This is a genomic window from Micromonospora sp. WMMD710, from assembly GCF_029626045.1.
Classification (GTDB): Bacteria; Actinomycetota; Actinomycetes; order Mycobacteriales; family Micromonosporaceae; genus Micromonospora.
The window spans coordinates 4,564,023-4,584,561 of the sequence record NZ_JARUBD010000001.1 but is presented as its reverse complement, the minus strand read 5'-3'; the positions used below and the strand labels follow the sequence as shown (position 1 = coordinate 4,584,561).

Below are 20,539 nucleotides of genomic sequence, written 5' to 3'. Positions count from 1 at the left end.
CAATGTCCCGCATTCCGGCACGTCTTCGTGCCCTCACCCGCTCCCGCACCGCCCGTCAGGCCGGCCGCGTCGCCGCCGTCACCGGCGAAGTGCTGCTGTTTCTGTCCGTGCCCGCCGCCGCGTACGCCGACACCGGCGTGCCCGTGCTGGCGGCGAACTCCCTCCCGGTCGTCATCCTCAACCTGCAGATGTGGTTGATCGGCATCCTCGCGGCCGTCGCCACCTTGTTCCTCGTCCTGGCCGGCGTCTACTGGGCCACCGCCGGAGGTGACCCAGCGCAAGTTGACAAGGCCAAGAGCGCGCTGAAGAACGCCCTGATCGGCTACGGCCTCGCCGTGCTGGCTCCGATCCTGCTCGGGATCGTTCAGGGCATCGTCGGAGGCTGACGCCGCCATGGGAATGAGTTATCTGCTGGGCCAAATCCTCGACTGGATGGCGGCAGCGATCCTCGCGACCCTCGACGCGCTGATCGGGGTGATCAGCAGCGCGCTGCTGATCACCCCGGACGTCACGGTCCTGCCGCAGGTGCAGGCCCTGACCGGCCGCTCGATCTGGGTCGTCGACACCGTCTTCGTCCTCGCGTTCGTCGCCGCCGGCGTGCTCACCATGACCGCCGGCGGTGGCGAAGCCTCCCAGTACACCGTCAAGGACCTCATGCCGCGGCTGATCGTCGGGTTCGTCGCCGCGCACTTCTCGCAGCTGTGGTGCCGCATGCTCATCGACCTCGCCAACGCCCTCACCGCAGCCCTGACCACCCCCGACGGGGACAGCGACGGCGCGTTGCGGGCGATCAAGACGCACATCAGCGCGGGGCAGGACAAGACCGCGGTGCTGCTGTTCGTGGTCTGCGTGGCGATCATCGCGGTTCTGCTCGCGTCCACCGCGTTCAGCGTGATCGTTCGCTTCGCGACGGTGCTGGTCCTGACGGCGTTCGCGCCGTTGGCGCTGGCGTGTCACGCGCTTCCGCAAACCGATCCGATCGCCCGACTCTGGTGGAAGGCATACGCCGGGACCCTCGCGGTACCGATCGTGCAGGGCTTCACCCTGTACGCCGGGCAGTGGATGCTCACCGACCCCGACAACCTGCTGCCCGTGCTCGGGCTACCGGTCGACCCGGGCGGGGTGATCAACCTGTTCGTCGTGATGGTCATGCTGTGGACCACCCTGCGGGTGCCCGCGATGATGAAAAGCTTCGTCTCCACCGGCAACGGCCGCGGCGCGAACATGATCGGCGCGGCGGTGCGGGTGGTCGTGGTGCAGCAAGCCACCCGGTCGATCCCCGGCCTCGGCCGCGGACTGCGGGCGGTACGCCGATGAGCGCCAACGACCGCACCGAGGCAGGCCGAGCGCGGATGCCATCGGACGTAGACGCCCCGGACAAGGTTTTGTATGGGCTGACCTTCCGTCAGCTGGCGATCCTCGCCGTCGCCGCCCTGGCCTTCTACGGCGCCTGGCGCGTCCTGCACCCCTTCGTGCCGGTGCTGGTTCTCGTCGGCGCCGCCGTGGTCCTCGGCGGTCTCGTGTTCGGTGTCGCCGTCGGCCGCCGCGACGGCCTGCCGCTGGACGTGTGGCTGCTCGCCGCCGTCCGGCACGCCCGGGCACCTCGCGCGCTTTCGACCACGGACACGACCTCGACGACGCCGGACTGGGTCCAGGCACCAAAGAGCAGAGTGATGGTGCCAGCGCCGCTGAGGCTGCCCGCCGACGCGATCGACGACGAGGGAGAGATCCGCCTGGGCGGGGCGCGGGCGGCGATGGTCGCCGCGACCAGCGTCAACCTGGCACTGCGCACCGCCGACGAGCAGGCCGCCCTGGTCGACACGTTCGGCCGCTGGCTCAACAGCCTGTCCACGCCGACGCAGATCGTGGTCTCGGCGCAACCGGTCGACCTGCACTCCGCCGCCACCACCCTGTCTAAGGCCGTGGGCTCGCTTGCGCACCCGGCGCTGGCAGACGCGGCGGCCGATCACGCCCGTTTCCTCGACGACCTCGCGACTCGACGCGATCCGCTGCGCCGACAGGTCCTCATCGTCACCCGCAGCACCGCGGGCGAACGAGGGGAGCATGCGGCGCGGCGGCGTGCCGACGACACCGTCCGGTCTCTGTCCGGCCTTGGCGTGACCACCCGCGCCCTGGACGGGACGGCGGTCACCGCGGCGATCGCCGCAGCGGCCGACCCGTACCGGCCGTCGCGCCCCGGCGGACTCGCCGCCCCCGACGCCGTCATCACCGGCCCGGACACCCCACCCCGGCAGAAAAAGAGAGGACCCCGATGAGAACCCGCAACCGATCCCGCACGGACACCGGCGCCCGCCAGACCTCGTCGCTGGCGGGCACCGTCGCGCCCGCCTCGGTCGAGGTGACCCCGCGGATGCTGCGCGTCGGCGACGGGTACGCCGCGACCCTCGTCGTCACCGGCTACCCCGCCGAGGTCGGCCACGCCTGGCTGGAGCCGCTCCTGTCGTGGCCGGGCCGCCTCGACCTGGCCCTGCACATCGACCCGCTGCCCGCACCGATCGCGGCGTCTCGGCTGCGCAACCAGCGCGCCCGCTTCGAGTCCAGCCGCCGCGCTGGCGCCGAGAGCGGGAAGCTGCCCGACCCCTACGTCGAGGCGGCGGCCGAGGACGCCGCCGACCTCGCCCAACGCCTGGCCCGCGGCGCGGCGAAACTGTTCCGCGTCGGGCTTTACCTGACCGTGCACGCCCGCACCGAGGACGAACTGCTGCAGGCGTGCGCGCAGGTGAAGGCCGCCGCCGCGTCCACGCTCATCGAGGTGCAGCCCGCGACCTGGCGCCACCTCGCCGGCTGGACCACCACCCTGCCCCTGTGCACTGACTCGCTGCAGATGCGCCGCACTATGGACACCCAAGCCCTCGCCGCCGCGTTCCCCCTCGCGTCGGCCGACCTGCCCGCGCCGCTACCCGGCGACCCACCCGCCGAAGGCGGGGTGCTCTACGGGGTCAACCCCGACTCGCAGGGCATCGTGTGGTGGGACCGCTGGGCGGCGGAGAACCACAACTCCGTCGTGCTGGCCCGCTCGGGCGCCGGCAAGAGCTACTTCGTGAAGCTGGAGATCCTGCGCAACCTCTACCAGCAGGTGCAAGTCGCCGTCATCGACCCCGAAGACGAGTACCTGCGCCTCGCCGACGCCGTCGGCGGCACAGTGGTGCGCCTCGGCGCCACCGGCGTGAAGATCAATCCTCTCGATCTGCCCGCCGGAGACGCCCGACCCGACGTGCTGACCCGCCGCGGGCTGTTCCTGCACACCCTGATCGCCGTCCTGCTCGGCCACCAACCGCCGCCGGCTGAACGCGCCGCTCTTGACCGGGCGATTCTCGCTGTCTACCGCCGAGCTGGCATTACCGCCGACCCGGCCACCCATCACCGGCCCGCGCCGCTGCTGCGCGACCTCACCGGCTGCCTCATCGACGACAGCGACCCCGCCGCCGGGCAGCTCGCCGCCCGCCTCGCCCCGTGGGTGCACGGCTCGTTCTCCCAGCTGTTCGACGGCCCCTCCACCACCCGCCTGGACGGGCACCTAGTGGTGTGGTCGCTGCGGCAGCTGCCCGACGAACTGCGCACCGTCGGCACCCTCCTGGCCCTCGATGCGATCTGGCGGCAGGTCGACGCACCCGACAAAGCAACCAGGCGCCGACTGGTCGTGGTGGACGAGGCGTGGCTGCTGATGCGCGACGGCGAAGGCGCGAAGTTCTTGTTCCGCATGTCCAAGGCTGCCCGTAAACGCCACGCCGGCTTGGCCGTGATCACTCAGGACGTCGCCGATGTCCTGGGCACCGACCTGGGCCAGGCCGTCGTCGCCAACGCTGCCACCCAGGTGCTGCTCAAGCAGGCACCGCAGGCCATCGACGCCATCGGCGACGCGTTCGGCCTCACCGCCGGCGAGCGGCGGCTGCTGCTCGCCGCCCGCGTCGGGACCGGGCTGCTGATCTCCGGCACCAACCGGACGGGCTTCGAGGCGATCGCCTCCGAGGCCGAACATCGCCTCGCGACGACCCGTCCCGGCGACCTGGTCGGCCTCGACGACGAGGAGGAGGAGGACCTGTGAACCTCACCGATCACCTCGCCACCGATCCCGCACCCAGCGCACCCCCCACAGGTATCGCCCCACCCACCGGCATCGCGCCCCCCACGGGTGCGACTCGGTGGCTGCTCGACGCCGCCGCGTGGGCTGGGCAGCGACCGTGGCTGCTCGCCGTCGCCGCGACCGCGCTGGTCGCCTTCGTGGCCGCTCGCAACCTCCTCGCGACGTGGCGGCACCGCCGCCACGCCGAGGGCGCCCGGCTGGTGACCATCGCCCCACCGCCGGAGGTCGACCCCCACAGCGCCGCCGCGCTGTGGGCCAACCTCGCCGGCACCCTCACCCCCTCTCGGCGGCGCCGGCTGCGCTACGGCAGCCCGCACGTCGTGTGGCAGTACACCTGGAGCGGGCGGCGGCTACTCATCTCCGTGTGGGTGCCCGGCACCGTCCCACCCGGCGCCGTCGAAGCCGCCGTACGCGCCGCGTGGCCCGGCGCCGCCTGCACCACCGACACGGACCCCCAACCCCCGATCCCCCTGGACACGGCGGCGGTGGGCGGGCATCTGCTGCCCATCGCCGCCGAGTGGCTGCCGCTGCGCACCGACCACGACACCGACCCGCTGCGCGCCCTGATGTCGGCCGGCTCCAGCCTGCGCGCCGATGAGCACGCCTGCGTGCAGATCCTCGCCCGGCCCGCCGCCGCCCGCCGCGCACAACGGGCCCGCCGCGCCGCCGGCCGGCTGCGCGACGGCAAGACCGCCCTGCCGAGCATCAACCCGGCCGCGCCGCTGCTGTGGCTCATCGAGGCGTTCCTACCCGGGCGCACCGCCGGCACCGGTCGGGCCGCGCCAGCGACCCGCCGCGACCCGAGCGTGGAACGCGACGTCCGCGCCATCCTCGACAAGAGCGCCCACCCGCTGTGGGAGACCGCCGTGCGCTACGCCGTCGCCAAGGACACCGGCCGCGCCAACACCGACCAGCGGCCCCGGCTGCGCGGCCTCGCCGACACCATCGCCTCCGCGTTCGCCGTCTACTCCGCCCGCAACCGCCTCACCCACCGCTCACGTATGCCCCAACCCACCGCGGTGCTGGCTGCGCGGCGTCTCGGCGCCGGGTTTCTCACCAGCGTCCCCGAGCTGGCCGCGCTCGCCGCACTACCCCAGGACCTGGCAGTACCAGGCCTGGACCGGGCCCGCGCGAAGTCCATGCCGGCCCCGGTCGCCGTGACCGCAGGCGGGCGCGGCGAGAAAATCCTCGGCGACGCGCAGATGGGCGGGCACCGTGTCGGCCTGTCCGTGCCGGATTCGAGGTATCACATGCACGTGATCGGATCCACCGGCTCGGGCAAGACCACCATGTTGGTGAACATGGCCGTCGACGAGATCAAAGCCCGCCGCGGCACCGTGGTCATCGACCCGCACGGCGACCTGGTCCTGGACATCCTCGACCGGCTGCCCGCCGACGTCGCCGACCGGGTCGTGCTGTTCGACCCCGACCAACCCAACCCGCCCACGATCAATCCCCTCGAAGGTGACGACCCCGACCTCGTCGTCGACAACCTCGTGTCGATCTTCGGCAACATCTTCGCCAAGGCGTGGGGACCCCGCATGGACGACGTCATGCGAGTGGCGTGCCTGACCCTGCTGCGGCACGCCAACGTCACCCTGCAACACATCCCGCCGCTGCTCAACAGCGCCCAGTTCCGCTCTGCGATGACCGTGGACCTCGACGACCCGGCCGGGCTGCACGGCTTCTGGCAGTGGTACGACGAGCTCAACCCTGCCCTGCGCTCCCAAGTCATCGGACCGGTCCTCGCCCGGCTGCGCTCATTCCTGCTGCGTGACTTCGTCAAACGCACCATGCAGTACCCGCGGTCCAGCTTCGACATGGGCAAGGTCCTCGACGGCGGGGCGCTGCTCGTCCGCATTCCCAAGGGGCAGTTGGGGGAGGACACCAGCAAGCTGCTCGGGTCGCTGATCCTGGCGCAGGTGTGGCAGGCCGCCACCGCCCGCGCCCGCCTCAGCCCCGACCAGCGCCGTGACGCCACCCTGATCATTGACGAGGCGCAGAACTTCCTCACCCTGGCCAACAGCCTGGACACGATGCTCGCCGAGGCCCGCAAGTACCGGCTGTCCCTCGTCCTGTCGCATCAGGACCTCGCCCAGTTCCCCAAAGACCTGCTCGCCGCCGCGTCGGCCAACGCCCGCAACAAGGTGTACTTCTCCTGCGCGCCCGAGGACGCGCGAGTACTGGCCCGGCACACCCTGCCGGAGCTCGACGAGCACGACCTGACGCACCTCGACGCCTATACCACCGCGACCCGCCTGGTCGCCGACGGACGCCAGACGCCAGCGTTCACCATGCGCACCCGCGCACCGAAGCCCGTCGTCGGCGAGGCCACCGCCATCCGAGAAGTGGCCGCGGAAAAGGTCCTGCCCCAGGACAAGAGCGCCATCGACGCCCTCGTCGAGCAGTACTCCCGCCCGAAGAAGGACGACACCGCGACCCCTGAGGACAGCACCCGCGACTCGGAACGGACTCACCGTCCACGCCGCTGAGCCTGATAGCGATCGCCACGGCACGCCTTCGGCTCAGCACCACCTGCGGCTACTCCAAGGGCTTCGATAGCACCTTCGCTCCGGTCTTCGCCGTGCCTTCACCACCCCTAACCGCCGCCGCCGGCCATCACACCGGCCGATCGGCCCGTCACTGCAGCACACCGCCGGTGACCACTGCTGCTCACCGGCGATGACAGTTCCAGACTCCCTCCTGAAAGGAGGGGGATTCCTCTTCACTCTCCCTGAGGAGATCACCATGTCCCGCCAATCACACACTCCTGAACCTGACCCGTCCGAACCTCGACCCACCCCACCCGCTCGCCGGCTCAGCAAGGACGAGCGGCTGGCCCGCCTGCGGCTACTGACCCTGCGCGACCACGACCTGCTGAATTGGCTCGCCGAGCATTACCTGCTCTCCGCCGACCAGATCGCCGCCGCCCTGTTCCCCTCGAAGCGCTCCGCGCTGCTGCGCCTGGCCGCACTGCACCGCTACGAGGCCGTGCACCGCTTCGGTGACACCCGAACCGGCACCGACCAGTACCTCTACACCCTCGGCCCGCTCGGCATCGACGTGCACCCCCGCGCCTACAGCGACCCGCTGCGGCCGGACGCCCCCGCCCCCCGCACCAGCGTGGAACGCGCCCACCGCATCATCGGCAGCGGCCGAATGAGCCACCTGCTCGGCACCAACCAGCTCTTCATCGACCTGCACGCCTACACCCGCGCCGACCGCGACGCCGAACTTCTGCGGTGGTGGTCCGAGCAGCACGCCACCGCCGCCTACGCCATCGCCGGCGTGCGACCCGACGGCCACGGCATCTGGCGCGCCGCCGGCCGCACCGTCGGCTTCTTCCTCGAACACGACAACGGCACCGAGCCGCTGCGCATCGTGCTGGGCAAGCTGCGCGCCTACGAACGTCTCGCCGAGTTCGGACCCCGCTACCCCGTCCTGCTGCGCGTGCCCAACCGCCGACGTGAGGCGAACCTGCTCGACGCCCTCGCCGGCGTGCCCACCGTCATGCCGGTAGCCACCGGCCTGCACCAGGAGCACCCCGCCGGCCCCGCCTGGACCCTCGCCTTCGACCCCGGCTCACGCCGCTGGCTGCACGAGCTGCCCAGCGACCACGGCCCCGACACCGCCACCAACCCGCACCACTTCACCGACCCCGACGACGCCTAACAGCCCTCGCCGGCTCGCCCACAGCCGCTCACACCGCAGGTCAACCGCCGTCGCGAAGCCGCACCAGCGGCACGCGACGCCCGACCGCAGCCGAGCGGCTGTGAGCGGGCCCGCCACTCACAGCGGCTCACAGCAACTCACACCAGAACCGCCCGCGACGGCCGATGATCTCTCACAGCGCAGGTCAACCCGCCTGCCACGCCGCCACGACGCCCACCGCCGTTGTGAGTGCCCAGAGCTACCGTTCACGTCACTACCACACCCCACATATCGCTCCACCCGGTTCGGTCCCACCTCAGGGACACCCCGCCGCACCCAGCGGTACGCGACGCCCACCCGCATCAGCCGGTCGGCCCGCGCCCCGCGCGACGGCCCCACGAGGTCGCACCAACCACCCGCACCAGCGCCCATTCCAGGACCCGATCCACGCACCCGGTGGACCGGTCACACCAGCGCGTCCCGACGCGCACACCCTCAAGGAGCGCCGATGACCAGTTCCGACCAACAGGTCCCGCCGACGGCAGGACCAAACAGCAACGCCCGCACACCCTTGATCGACGGATCCCCGATGGCGGAAATAGTCAATCTGACCCCGCACCCTATCCATGTTTTCCCGAGTGGTACTCCGGATCGGATCGATCCAGGCAGCGTCACGCCGTTGCGCGTGATCGCACCAAGTTCGCAGCATCAAACGGTGAGGCTGGGTCAACGGGTCATCGGACCCGATGAGCTCGACTTCGACGTTCCCGTCGCACGGGTCGCCTTCGGCGTGGCAGACGGTGGCGTTCCGCCATTGCCACCGCCGGTCAAGGGCACCTACTTCTTGGTGTCCCTGGTCGTCGGTCTCGCCGCGTACAACCGCGACGACGTGCTGGTCTGCCACGACACCGTCCGAGACCTGGACGGTTCGATCATCGGCGTCCGCGCTCTCGCGCGTCCGCACCGCCCCTGACCGGCACTTACGACACCCCGACCGCCTAGGTAAGCGACAGCTTCTCCGTACCCGAGAGACCTGTTGCTGCCTGACTGGCTCCACCGCTGCCGACACCCACCACCTGTGAGAGGGTGGTTCGAAAGATTAGGTCCGTTTCGGGGCGAGAGTGAACATTCCGGGTTCGTCTTCGGTCAGGACCTGGTGGTTGACCATGCGTTTCAGCTTCGCGCGGGTGGCTTCGACGTGTTTCGGTGAGGGTTCGACGCCGAGTGCGAGGCAGATGCCCTTTGCCCGCATGCCGGTGGGCGCGGTGGTGAGGACGTGCAGGATCTGCTGGTAGGGGGCGCTGGCTATCGTCGGGTCCTCGGCTGTGAACTCGGTGGCGGCGAGGGTGCGCAGGGTGGTGCGGGTGGTTGCCAGGTCGGCCAGGTCGCTGTCGATGCGGGCGAGTTCTGCGGTGAGGGTGGTGATCTTCTCGCGGAGCTGGTCGGCGGCCTGGCGCGCGGTGGTTTCGCGTTCGGCGATCAGGTCGAGGATCGCGGGCAGGTTCACCGGTGCCGCCAGGTGGGTGTGCTGGTCCCGGTCAGCCGACGCATGATGTTCGCCGTGGATGCCCACAACGTTCGGGACACGGCCGATTCCGGTCGGCTCTCGTACTCGCGCACGAGACGGCGGTGGAGCATGAGCGTGCCGTGGGTCTGCTCCACGATCCACCGTTTGCGGATCGGCACGAAGCCGGGCCTGGTGTCGGCGCGTTTGACGACCTCGACATCGACACCCAGGACGGCGCCGTGCAGCGCGAAGTCCTGTTTGAACCCGGCGTCGACCCAGGCGCGGGTGACCGTCGGTGTGTGTTCGACGACCTTGTCGAGCAGATGGATGCCGATGGCGTTGTCGGTGGCCGACGCGGCGGTCACCACGACCGCGATGATCAGGCCCAACGTGTCCACGGCCAGGCCCCGCTTGCGGCCGGGTACCTTCTTCGCGGCGTCTTTGCCGGTCGTGGCGGCCGGGACGTGGTTCGCGGCCCGGATCGACTGGGTGTCCAGTACGACCGCGGTCGGGTCCTCGGCCCGGCCGGCCTTCTCCCGTGCCTGGCAGCGCAGGAGGTCGTGGATCGTCTGGTCGGTGCCGTCGTCACGCCACAGGGCGAAGTAGTAGTAGGTCGCCGACTTCGGGGGCAGGTCGTGCGGCAGGTACGCCCACTGACAGCCGGTCCGGTTCTGGTAGAGGATCGCGTTCACGATCTCCCGCAGGTCGTAGTCGCCCTGATGACCCGAGACCGAGACACGCCTGGCCTTCCACGCCCGCAGGAACGGCCCGATCAACGCCCACTGCTCGTCACTGACGTCACTGGGATACGGCTTTCGATCACCCATGACGGGCCTAACGCCGCGACCGCTCGACGGTCACGACCAGGATTCACCTTTCACAACATCGAGCGATCGCCATACGACGAAACCCGCTGAAAGATCGCCAACTGGACGCAAGCCATAGATCAAGTCGAACATCCTCAGACCGCCCTCTGAAAAGCAGGATTCACAGGCCTCCACAGCTCTGGCCCAACTGGCGTGCCTTGCTGCACGTGGCCGAACCCGCTGACCGCCCTGACCGACCCATGAATGGGTGGGTCGCTTCCGCATGCCCGCCCGCACCCAACAAGGAGGACCCCACCATGTCCGCTGTCAACGGCACCCCGCTGACCTCCCACGGCAGCCGCGTGCCCGCCATCCCCATCCGACCGGCCCCCGCGAAGGCCACCGCGGCGCCCGCGCGCCCACCGGCACCCGCACGGGCCAGCAGTGTCGTCCGCACGCCCGTAACGCCGGCGCCGACCATCGCCACGATGGTCATCTGCCTGCCCGACGAGGTGCCCGCCGAAGCGCTCACCGCGCATCAGCTGCGCACCCACTTCGGTGTCACCGGCACCCTCACCCCGCTGTTCTGGGCGGTACCGCAGCTGCGGCTGTGGCAGCGCAGCCAGATGATCGGCCTGCGTAAGGGCCGTCCCATCCCCTGCGCGGGAGGACCGTTGCGGCTGCTCGACCTGCACGGCATGCGTCACGCCGCCGCCATCGGCGCCGCGATTCGCTACCAGATCTGGGAGCAGGCGGTGCATGGCACCCGGGTGGCCACCCCGTGGCCGACCTTCGAAAGCCGGCACCTGACCGACCCGCAGAAGTACCCGTACGAGACGGCGGTGGCGGACTTCCACGCTCAGCCCCGTGTCAACGCCATGCGTCTGCACGCGGCCGTCACTCCCGGCCCCGGCCAGCCCGGCGTCGGAGAACTGGAGATGTACCAGGCAGGCCAGATGGCCTACCAGCACCACCGAGCAGCCAGCGCCGTCGTCGGCGACGCGATGCTCACCGTCGACGGCCACAAACTGGCCCCGATCAGCGACTCCCTCACCCACCGGGTGACCTACCTCGAACAGGCCCTGCGCCACCTCGACACCCTCGAGCCCGGCCAACGGCTCCTCGCGGTAGCCCTCGACACCACCGCATGACACCCGTCCGGACGGCGCGCCCTGATCCCTGCACCCAGGGGACCCCAGGCGCGTCGCCCGGCGGTGCCGCTTCCTGCCCCACTCGCCTATGCCAAGGAGGAACACCGTGAACCCAGAACGTCGCGCCGCCGCTATCACGGCCGCGCTGACCGCTGTCGAAGCCCTCGCCGACGAGCAGGGTTGGGACGCCTTCCCCACGCTGATCGGCGTGTTCGAATCCACCGCTCACACCGGCGTGGGAAGCCTCTACGTCGAGGAACTGCCCATCGACTCGTCGATTTGGCAGATGCACGCGATGCCCGGCGCCCGCTCGACGGTGCCCTACTGGATCGGCCTTCGCGCCATCACCGCAGTGTTGACCACCGCCAAGGCCCCTCAACTGCGGGCGTGGACCCGCGCCCAGATCGGGCCCATTCTCGCCCTGGCATTCCTTTGCGAAGGACTCGACACCAGCGAATCCGGTCGCCGCGATGCCACCGCCCTCGGACTACCAAGCACCGACGACGGCATCCCGGTACGGGCACTGACCGCCTGCGACGTCGACGGGCGCCACTACCAGTTCCTGCGCTACCGCGGCACCGCCACCATCACCAGCGTCGTGCTGCCCGACCCGCCAGCTGAGATCCGAGACCGCGGGATCTCGGCCGACCTGCGCCGTGTGCTCAGCACCATCCGCGCCTAACCTGCGGCGACCAAACAACCAGCGCGGACGCCCGACCGCTCCACCACCGGCGCACTCCAGCCATTCAGGCCGCACCGCAGCTGCGTCCGGCAGAGAGTCACGGCAGACCCTCACACCGCAGGCCGAAGCAGTCGCAGTCAACGCGAATGCGCCATGCGGCCCGATGCCGGGGGTCACTCATCGCCGCGGCTGGGCCACTGCCACACCTCAGCACGCCGCACCGGCAGGTCGGCGCCCGCGCGTCTCGCACCGGTAGCGCCGCAGCTCACGCCCCGCTGCGCCAGGCGCCCCGGGCATGGGGCTTTCGCAGCACCGGCCTGAGACAGGCCGCCCTATTCCTCTTCCCGCCCAACAAACCCTCTTGGAGGTTTCTTCACCATGTCCCGACTGTGGTTCCGCATCGAGGACGTCCTGCCCCTGGCAGAACACGCCCTCGCCAGCCCCACCCACCGCCTCACCGCAGGGCAGATCACCGCTGGCGAGCTTAACGGCCCAGCGCTGAGCCTCACCCGCACCGGCGAACGCGCACACATCCGGTCCAACGGCGTCCCCGTTTGGCACACCCACGACGGCGACGAGCAGATCGCCTTCAGCGCCTCCTGGCGCCGCACCCCCGCCGCGAGCCCCGATCGCGAGCGGGTACAGCACCTGTACATGCCGCTCGGCTCATCAACCGCCGCCGAGCGGCGGCTGATCGATGTCCTGCGCGGCGCGCGCCACCTTGAGCGCAACTGGCTGGCAATCGACACCCCGGTGTGGCCCGGCGCAGCTCTCAACACGATCCACCTGCAGCCCTTCGACTACCGGATCGACATCGCGCCACCCGACGCGCGCTGGCGGCCCGTGATGGTCTCCTCGCGGCAAGTCCGCAATCAGAGCTATCCCGCCTTGGTGGCTGACGGCTGCAGCACGAACGCCGGCGGTCTCATCTGCCGCTTCGACCCGAGCACCGCCCGACGGATCGCCGACGACCTGACCGGCCGGTGGCGGATGGGCAGCATGCCCGGGGAATACCCGCTGCTGCGCTTCGATGGTGACATCGCGGCGCTGCTGGAAGAACGCGATACCGGCAGCGGCGAGATCGTCCTCGATCTCGACGAGCGCTGCCACCCCGATCGGGACGGCTACTACAGCATCGGCGCCCACCGCTGGTTCTGGACCGCCGACACCTGGACCCCCATGCCGCAGCGTGCCCGAATGCGCCTGCACGTGACCGCTCTGGCCGGTCGGCTGCGCACCAGAACCGCCACCCACCTGCCGCCTCGGGAGGAACCCGCCGCGGTCACCGAGCCGCCGTTCTAACCGGCGGCGGCCCCGCCCCCTGCCCCGCCGAATCTCGCTCGTCCGCAGATCCGGCCATCGCACTTGATTCGTCCCGCGATCGAAGCGTGGATCAGTGCTGACCTCACACGACAAGGAGACGCCCATGCCCGACCAACCGGAAACCGTGCCACCGCACGCCCTATTCAAAGTGCTCGCCGCCCTCGCTGATCTCGGCGACGCCACCGCCGCCGCCGTGGCGGAGCACGCCGGCCTCGGCTACTCCACCGCCACTGCCAAGCTGCGCGTCTGGGAGGGGACCGGACAGACCGAACGCGTCCAAGGCGACGACAAGCGCGCCGTGTGGCGGCTGACCGATTCCGGCCACGCCACCGTCGGCGCCGGCCGCACCGCCTCACCAATGGACTCATCCGCCGGGCCCGAGTCGCCGCCCGACGACTCGCCAAGCACCGCCGATGCCGTTGACGACGATCCCGGCGCAACCAGCGACACCGAGCAGTCCGGCGAAAAACCCACCACGCCGACGTCCGACAATGCCGCCGACGGCGAACCTCCCGCCGCCGACCCGCACGCTCGCGCTGACGAGCCGACCGCAGGCGACGAAAACCCCACACCGACGGTCGACGACGACCCACCGCAGGCCGGCACGCTCGACGACGGCGAAGCGGAGGCGGTCGCCACCCCGGACGCGGCGAGCACGGCACCTGGGCGCAGCCACCGGGCGAAGGGCTCTCTACGCGCAGCGGTGCTGGACATCCTCGAAGCGCACCCCGACCGGGCCTACAAGACGAGCGAGTTGTGCAAGCTCATCGACGCCGCGAACGTCGGCACCGACGCGAAGAAAGCCAGCGCCGGCGCGGTCGTCAACGCCGCCGACAAACTCGTCGGCGCCGGCAAGGCCATTCGGACCGAGGAAAAGCCCGTCACCTTCCAGCTCGCCCCCGCCGCCCAGTAGCCGGCCACACCTCTCACATCAGGCAGCCCGAGGGCGGGCGTGAAGTTGGTCGCTGCTCGCCCGCCCCCGGTGCTCCTTCTCTGACAAGGAGCCATACCAGTGTCGCAAACCGCGCAACAGATGCTCACCTGCGCCGGCGGAATCCTCGCCGGTCTCGCCGTCGCCGCGCCCCTGCTGTCGTGGCAGCAGCGGGCCCTGATCAGGGCCCGCTGGGCGGCGAACCACGACGACATCACCGGCCTGCCCAACCGGCGGCTGTTCCACACCCGGCTGCGCGCCGCCCTGGCCGACAACACACCGGTCGGGGTCGTGCTGCTGGACCTCAACAACTTCAAAAGCGTCAACGACGCCCTCGGCCACGAAGTCGGCAACGACCTGCTCCACCAGGTCGGCCGCCGCCTGACCAGCCTCCCCGAGAACGTGTGGATCACCGCGAGGCTCTCCGGCGACGAATTCGCGCTGCTCGTCCGTGGTACTCGCGAGGACACCGAAGCCGCGGCCCACGCCGCCTGGCAAGCGATCGCCGCCGGCACGATCCTCGTGGTCAACGGCGACCTGCCCGTGACGGCCTCGGTCGGCTACACCCACACCCACCACCCCAACGTCAGCCCACGGCAGTTACTGACTCAAGCCGACAGCGCGATGTACGAGGCCAAGACCGCCGACGGTCGGGTCCGCGAGTACCTGCCCCACCGCACCGCGACGGTGCGCAGCCGCGACCGCCAGCGCCACTGAACCTCGCCCCGCCCAAACCCTCACGCGCCAAGGACCCCGCAGCCAATCCGGCCGCGGGGTCCTTGCCGTCGTGCACCCCGAGATGGGAGACCCCGTGCTGTCCTTCACCACTGTCCACCACCTCTGCACCTGCCTCATCGAGGCGTCCACCGACTCAGCCCGATTCGACTGGAACCAGCCGCCAACGCTGCTGCTCGTCCACGACTGGCCGCTGATCACCGCCGCACCACCGCGGGCCCCGGTGATGCGCAGCCTGGAGTTCCCGCCGCACCCCGACGACATGCTCGACAACCCGGCCGGGCTACCCGCCCTCCTGCACCACCTCGCGGCCACCCTGCACAGCACCCCAAGGGTCACGCCTTACCACCGCACCCTCGACACGATCATCACCCGGATCCGCGACGCCGCCCCGGACACGCGCCTTGTGGCCTGGGCCGCCTGCTACGGGGACATCGACACGCTCGACGGCGAACCACGACAGATTCGCCGCGTCGACGCCGTCGACACCGACGGGAGGCTCTACCAGCTCACCCACCTCAACGGCGAGGAGCACCCCCTGGTGCTCGTCGACGACACCCCCGACCCCCGCGACCTGCCCGCCACCTACCCCGGCCTGGTCGCGTTGCTGGCCGCCACCGCCCGCTATGCCCAACCCGCGTCCGCCGGGCCGAAGGCATGATCCGGGCCGACCCCGCCGGTGCCAGTGCAGACGAGCCGATCTTCAGCCGATGCGGGCCCGACGGCGGGTCTATCAAATGCCGGGTCTGCTCCGCCGTCGATGAGGTCGTCATCACGGAACTGCCAGCGTCGATGACCGCCTACGGCGAGAACACCACCGCCCGCTGCTTGCGCTGCGGGTCGAGCGAGACCACCGACCCGGTCTACGGCTGGCGCGCCAGGCCCAGCACCCCACCCGCCCCAGACCGTGCCCCACGTGAAAGCGCTACCCACACCTGCGTGCGAAGGAGCCTGTCCGTGAGTACCACCTGCTGCATCGGCGCCACCGACCCCGACAACCCAACCCTCGTGCGCGCACGAATCGTGCACTACGACGGATACCCGTCCAACGTGCTGCCGACCCTGGCCGCGATCTGGGCCACCCACACCCACCAGGACACCGCCGCGCTGATCACCACGATCCTCGCCAACGACTGGGAGCAGCTCGACGAGGACACCACCGCCAGCACCGACACGAACTTCGCCGGCCAGAAGCCGGTACCCGGAGTCGGCATCACCCTGGCCTCCGCCAGCGACGGCGTGACGGTGGACCCGCCGGAACCGGTCACGGTTTTCCCGCTCTGCCACGCCGGGCACCTCGACGTCGCGTGGATTTACCTCATCGATGCCGCCACCGACACCATCGTCGTGCACACCGGCGACGGGACCCGCGTCTCCGTCTACCCGCTGGGCACCTGCCTGAGCACCGACGGCGCCGGGGCGGCCGAGCGGCGGTGCGGATCGCAACCACCAGCATCGGCACCGCGATGAGTGCCCGCGCACTCGGTGCGGTCGCCGCCGGGGTGATCGCTGTGCTGGTGCTCTGCGCTGGCGGCATCGCCGCGCTGTTCGGCGGAGGCGGCAGCGCGTCAGCCGCCTGCTACACCGCTGTTGGCCCAGACGGACAACCGGTGCTGCCCACCCTCGCGGCGTCCCCGCCTACTGACGGAGCTGGGAGCTGGAGCGGCGAACAACTCGCCAACGCCCGCACGATCATCACCGTCGGCGCCGGACAGCAGGTGCCAGCTCGCGGCTGGATCATCGCGCTCGCCACCGCCATGCAGGAGTCCGGGCTCCGTAACCTCACCGGCGGCGACCGCGACTCCGTCGGCCTGTTCCAGCAACGCCCCAGCCAAGGCTGGGGAACGCCGGCCCAGCTCGGCGACCCCACCTACGCCGCCGGCAAGTTCTACGACAAGCTAGCCGCCATCACCGGCTGGCAGACCATGCCGCTCACCGAGGCCGCCCAAGCAGTCCAACGCTCCGCCTACCCCGACGCTTACGCGAAGTGGGAGGACGACGCGACCTCACTTGTACAGGAGCAGGTCACATCAAGCGGTGGCGTCGAGCTCGACTGCTCCTCCATGGCACTCGGCACCGCCGAACCGGCCCCGCGCAACTCCGATGGCTCCTGGCCGGAGGAGAACTGCGCTATCCGTCCCGATCCGACCACCGGCACCGGCTGCGTGACGCCCCGCCTACTTCATCTCGTCCAACAAACCACCTCTGCCGGCTTTCCAAAGCCAGGTTGCTACCGCATCGATGACCACGGCGAACACCCGAAAGGCCGCGCCTGCGACTGGATGATGACCTCCGGCGGGGAAGCCTCCGGCATCCAGAAAGCCCGCGGCGACGCGATGGCCGCATGGGCCGTCGCCAACGCCGACCGTCTCGGCATCCAGTACGTCATCTGGTTTCGCCAGATCTGGACCGAGTCCGAAGGCTGGCACCCCTACAACAACCCATGGGGTGGCAACGACCCCTCCGGATGGCACACCAACCACATCCACATCAGCGTCCAGTAAAGGACGGACGCGCTCCTCATGCCTACCCGGTACCCAGAGCATCCCCGATGGCGCCGTGGACGCAGCCCTCAAGCGGGCTACCCGCGACACCTTACCCGCCCGCCAGGCCCTTGTCCCGCACCGGGTTTGATGGAGACATCGAAACCTGGGAGGAACACCAGCGATGCCTGCACCGAAGAAGTACAACGATGAGTTGCGTGAGCGTGCGACCCGGTTGGCGGTCGAGGCCCGTCGGGACCCGGCGTCCGCGGTCGGAGCGATCCGGCGGATCGCGGGTCAGCTCGGGGTTCATCCGGAGGCGTTGCGCACGTGGGTGAAGAAGGCCGAGACCGATGCCGGGGAGCGGCCGGGCATGACCAGCAGCGACGCGCAACGCCTCGCCGCGTTGGAACGGGAGGTCCGTGAGCTGCGGCGGGCGAATCAGATCCTGAGGTCCGCGGCGTCTTTCTTCGCGGCGGAGTTGGACCGTCCGTCGCGATGAGGGTCGAGTTCGTCGACTCCCAGCGGGTCGAACACGGTGTCCAGCCGGTCCTGCGGGCGCTCGAAGACACGCCGGCACAGATCGCACCGTCGACCTACTACGCCGCCAAGGCCCGCCCCGCCAGCGCGCGATCTCGGCGCGACGAGGAGCTGACCGCGGTGATCGAGCAGGTCCATGCGGCCAACTACGGCGTCTACGGCGCTCGGAAGGTCTGGCACGAGTTGCACCGCCAAGGGGTGCCAGTGGCCCGGTGCACCGTCGAGCGGCTGATGCGCGAGTCCGGGCTGCGCGGGCTGCTGCGCGACAAAACGCCGCGCACGACCCGGCCGGCGGCCGAGACCAGCCGACCCGCTGACCTGGTCAAACGGGACTTCACCGCTGTGCGTCCGAACCAGCTGTGGGTCGCTGACCTGACCTACGTGCGTACGAATGTGGGCTGGGTGTACGCCGCGTTCGTCCTCGACGTGCACTCCCGCATGATCGTCGGCTGGCAGGTGTCGACGTCGCTCTACACCGATCTGGCCCTCGACGCGTTGAAGATGGCGATCTGGCGCCGCGAGAATCAAGGCGCTGACCTGGGCGGACTCGTGCATCACTCGGACAGGGGAGTCCAGTATCGAGCGATTCGCTACAGCCAGCGCCTCGCTGAGGCCGGCGCCGTCGCCTCGGTCGGCTCGAAGGGCGACTCGTACGACAACGCGATGGCCGAGGCGTTCAACTCCCTCTACAAGGCCGAACTCGTCCGGAACAAGGGCCCGTGGCGTGGGCTCGACGACCTGGAGATGGCCACCGTCGAGTACATCGACTGGTACAACAACCGGCGGCTGCACGGCGAGCTCGGACACGTCCCACCCGCCGAACACGAGGCCCTACACGCGGTAACCCACCCGGTCACCGCATCTCTGAAAACCAGATAACCCACTCTCCATCAAACCCGGGGCTTGACACCTAGCGGCGAAGCCGGCGAACCCACGGTCACCCGATTCGACAGCGCTCGACCGCGGGCGAACCCGCCGCAACCCCCACCCACAGTTCCCCAAGGAGGAGGAAGGCACGTGAGCGCACCCGCACTGATCGGTGTCGCCGCACTCCGCGGCAGGTACACCGCCCGCTCAATCCAGCTCGGCGAGAATCCGGAGATCCTGGTGCCGCTGTTGCGCCGGATCTGGACCGAGACGTTCGGCTGCGACACCGGCGCCATGGCCGGCGAGCTGCTGGCCCGTAACTGGTGGAGCCTCGCGGTCAACCCCAAGCCCCGGCGATGGCACCGACAGCCACCTGTAGCGGGGCTGGGCTACCCGGCCGTCACCGAGAACAACACGATCCGGCAGGGATCGCTGCGGGAGGACCTCGACGGGTTCGACGAATGGATGTACCTGCTGCGCCCCGACCAGCGGCTGCTGGTGGTGTACGAGGCGACGGTCCACGGCCGCTGGCTGCGGCACAGCGTCCACCACCTCGACCCGGTCGAGGACCTGTTCGTCACCGCACCCGCCCCCGACGAGGGCGGCCCGGAGATGACCGTCTGCACCGTCTGCGGCGCGGTCGACGAGATCGACCACGTCGAGGTCCCGTCCATGGCCGGCTACGGCCACGACACCGCCACCAGCTGCACCCGCTGCGGCTCCTCGGTCGCCACCGACCCGATGTTCGGCGCCCGCCTCACCCGCAAGCCCTGGCCACCGCACGCCCCCACGACGGGTGACGCGACGGGCAGCACCCGATGAGCACGCCCGACCAGATGCCGCCGCCGCCCACCAGCCGCGTCCCATCCACTCACCGATTGGAGAGCACCATGTCCTACCAGCCCGGCCAGCGCGTCGCCCTGGTCCACACCAGCGACCCGCACACCCGGCTGCGGCCCGGCGACACCGGCACCGTCCGCCGCCACGACCAGCAGCAGAATATCGTTCAGGTCACCTGGGACAGCGGCTCAGATCTGTCGATGTGCCTCGACGCCGGCGACCGCATCCAATCGGTCAGCACCACCCCGCTCACCGATGGGCTGGTCTGCGAGGCCGCCGGTTGGGCCGCCACGCTGCAGCGGATGCGCGCCGCCGGCATCGAGGCCGGCTACACCGCCGCCGATTGGTGGGCGCAGGACACCATCGGCGGCCGTGCCAGCGGCGACACGTGCCTGGCCGCGCGCCGGGTCCTAGGCGGGATCGAGGACGGCGACCCCGCCGTCCTCGACGCCCTGCCCCGCTTCACCGTGGCCGGCGAGGCGGTCGACACCGCCGGATGGCAACTGTTCGCCGACGCCACCGGCGACGTCTGCGGCTGGTTCGGGCTGCGCATCCAGCAGCGCGACGAGGCGATCGGGGTCTACCGCGACGCCTTCGACACCGCGGCCACCGACCGCGTCGCCGACCTGTGTCACCTCGCGACCAGCCCCACCGGCGCCGACGTGTCCCACCTGCACCCGAGCGGGTCCGGGTCGGCGACGTCGGTGTGTTCTGCGGCGAGTGGGCGCTGACCGATGGCCCGGACGGCGGCGACCGTTTCACGGTCGGTTCGTCGGCACCCTGATCGAGCACTGGAACGGGTGGGCGGTGTTCTCCTGCACTCGCGCAATGGCCGAGGCGACCGTCACCGATTAGCAGCGCCACCGCGACCAGTACCGACACCGCCTGCGAGACGAGGGCGTGTCGGAGGACGAACTG

At 70.3% G+C, this 20,539-nt stretch carries 19 protein-coding genes and 1 pseudogene; 18 read left to right on the top strand and 2 right to left on the bottom strand.

Annotated elements, in window-relative coordinates; genetic code table 11:
* Nucleotides 1-2 precede the first annotated feature (2 nt).
* The 7 genes from O7620_RS21100 to O7620_RS21070 all read left to right on the top strand — a co-directional run bounded on the left by O7620_RS21100 (nt 3) and on the right by O7620_RS21070 (nt 8,729).
* Complete coding sequence (locus O7620_RS21100) at nt 3-386, top strand: pilin (RefSeq protein WP_278124622.1); 384 nt, start codon at nt 3-5, stop codon at nt 384-386.
* A gap of 13 nt (nt 387-399) precedes the next feature.
* Nucleotides 400-1,317: a type IV secretion system protein gene (locus tag O7620_RS21095; RefSeq protein WP_278127093.1), complete on the top strand. Its 918-nt coding sequence runs from the start codon at nt 400-402 to the stop codon at nt 1,315-1,317.
* The gene (locus O7620_RS21090) at nt 1,314-2,276 is read left to right on the top strand and encodes a PrgI family protein (protein WP_278124621.1); all 963 of its coding nucleotides are present in this window, start codon (nt 1,314-1,316) and stop codon (nt 2,274-2,276) included. Before O7620_RS21095 ends, O7620_RS21090 begins: the two co-directional genes overlap by 4 nt.
* Entirely contained in the window at nt 2,273-4,066 is a 1,794-nt protein-coding gene (locus O7620_RS21085) for a DUF87 domain-containing protein (protein WP_278124620.1), read from the top strand. The genes O7620_RS21090 and O7620_RS21085 overlap by 4 nt, the downstream gene beginning before the upstream one ends.
* Nucleotides 4,067-4,167: 101 nt before the next feature.
* Nucleotides 4,168-6,597 (top strand): type IV secretion system DNA-binding domain-containing protein, encoded by a 2,430-nt coding sequence (locus O7620_RS21080; protein WP_278127092.1) that lies wholly within the window; start codon nt 4,168-4,170, stop codon nt 6,595-6,597.
* Nucleotides 6,598-6,853: 256 nt separating this feature from the next.
* A complete protein-coding gene (locus O7620_RS21075; protein ID WP_278124619.1) occupies nt 6,854-7,777 on the top strand; it encodes a replication-relaxation family protein in 924 nt (307 codons plus the stop codon).
* A gap of 487 nt (nt 7,778-8,264) precedes the next feature.
* Nucleotides 8,265-8,729: a hypothetical protein gene (locus O7620_RS21070; RefSeq protein ID WP_278124617.1), complete on the top strand. Its 465-nt coding sequence runs from the start codon at nt 8,265-8,267 to the stop codon at nt 8,727-8,729.
* 126 nt (nt 8,730-8,855) lie between these two features.
* Here O7620_RS21070 and O7620_RS21065 read toward each other — a convergent pair whose 3' ends face one another.
* Complete coding sequence (locus O7620_RS21065) at nt 8,856-9,263, bottom strand: hypothetical protein (protein WP_278122040.1); 408 nt, start codon at nt 9,261-9,263, stop codon at nt 8,856-8,858.
* Nucleotides 9,260-10,090, bottom strand: a complete 831-nt coding sequence (locus tag O7620_RS21060) for an IS5 family transposase (RefSeq protein WP_278122041.1) — start codon at nt 10,088-10,090, stop codon at nt 9,260-9,262. The genes O7620_RS21065 and O7620_RS21060 overlap by 4 nt, the downstream gene beginning before the upstream one ends.
* A 296-nt stretch (nt 10,091-10,386) precedes the next feature.
* Here O7620_RS21060 and O7620_RS21055 point away from each other — a divergent pair, with 296 nt between their 5' ends.
* From O7620_RS21055 to O7620_RS21005, 11 genes and pseudogenes are all read left to right on the top strand, one after another.
* Nucleotides 10,387-11,220 (top strand): hypothetical protein, encoded by an 834-nt coding sequence (locus tag O7620_RS21055; protein ID WP_278124615.1) that lies wholly within the window; start codon nt 10,387-10,389, stop codon nt 11,218-11,220.
* Nucleotides 11,221-11,326: 106 nt separating this feature from the next.
* Complete coding sequence (locus tag O7620_RS21050; protein WP_278124614.1) at nt 11,327-11,902, top strand: hypothetical protein; 576 nt, start codon at nt 11,327-11,329, stop codon at nt 11,900-11,902.
* 378 nt (nt 11,903-12,280) lie between these two features.
* Complete coding sequence (locus tag O7620_RS21045) at nt 12,281-13,204, top strand: hypothetical protein (RefSeq protein WP_278124612.1); 924 nt, start codon at nt 12,281-12,283, stop codon at nt 13,202-13,204.
* Nucleotides 13,205-13,373: 169 nt separating this feature from the next.
* Nucleotides 13,374-14,138, top strand: a complete 765-nt coding sequence (locus tag O7620_RS21040; RefSeq protein WP_278124611.1) for a MarR family transcriptional regulator — start codon at nt 13,374-13,376, stop codon at nt 14,136-14,138.
* Nucleotides 14,139-14,237: 99 nt separating this feature from the next.
* Entirely contained in the window at nt 14,238-14,873 is a 636-nt protein-coding gene (locus O7620_RS21035) for a GGDEF domain-containing protein (RefSeq protein ID WP_278124609.1), read from the top strand.
* A 94-nt stretch (nt 14,874-14,967) separates the two neighbouring features.
* Nucleotides 14,968-15,552 carry a hypothetical protein gene (locus O7620_RS21030; RefSeq protein WP_278124607.1) on the top strand — a complete coding sequence of 195 codons (585 nt, stop codon included), beginning with the start codon at nt 14,968-14,970 and terminating at the stop codon, nt 15,550-15,552.
* 296 nt (nt 15,553-15,848) lie between these two features.
* Complete coding sequence (locus O7620_RS21025) at nt 15,849-16,361, top strand: hypothetical protein (protein ID WP_278124606.1); 513 nt, start codon at nt 15,849-15,851, stop codon at nt 16,359-16,361.
* The gene (locus tag O7620_RS21020; protein ID WP_278127091.1) at nt 16,358-17,395 is read left to right on the top strand and encodes a hypothetical protein; all 1,038 of its coding nucleotides are present in this window, start codon (nt 16,358-16,360) and stop codon (nt 17,393-17,395) included. Before O7620_RS21025 ends, O7620_RS21020 begins: the two co-directional genes overlap by 4 nt.
* Nucleotides 17,396-17,558: 163 nt before the next feature.
* A pseudogene (locus O7620_RS21015) lies at nt 17,559-18,793 on the top strand (IS3 family transposase).
* Nucleotides 18,794-18,931: 138 nt separating this feature from the next.
* Nucleotides 18,932-19,603 (top strand): hypothetical protein, encoded by a 672-nt coding sequence (locus O7620_RS21010; RefSeq protein WP_278124605.1) that lies wholly within the window; start codon nt 18,932-18,934, stop codon nt 19,601-19,603.
* Nucleotides 19,600-20,352, top strand: coding sequence for a DUF4314 domain-containing protein (locus O7620_RS21005; protein ID WP_278124604.1), 753 nt, complete (start codon nt 19,600-19,602; stop codon nt 20,350-20,352). The genes O7620_RS21010 and O7620_RS21005 overlap by 4 nt, the downstream gene beginning before the upstream one ends.
* Nucleotides 20,353-20,539 lie beyond the last annotated feature (187 nt).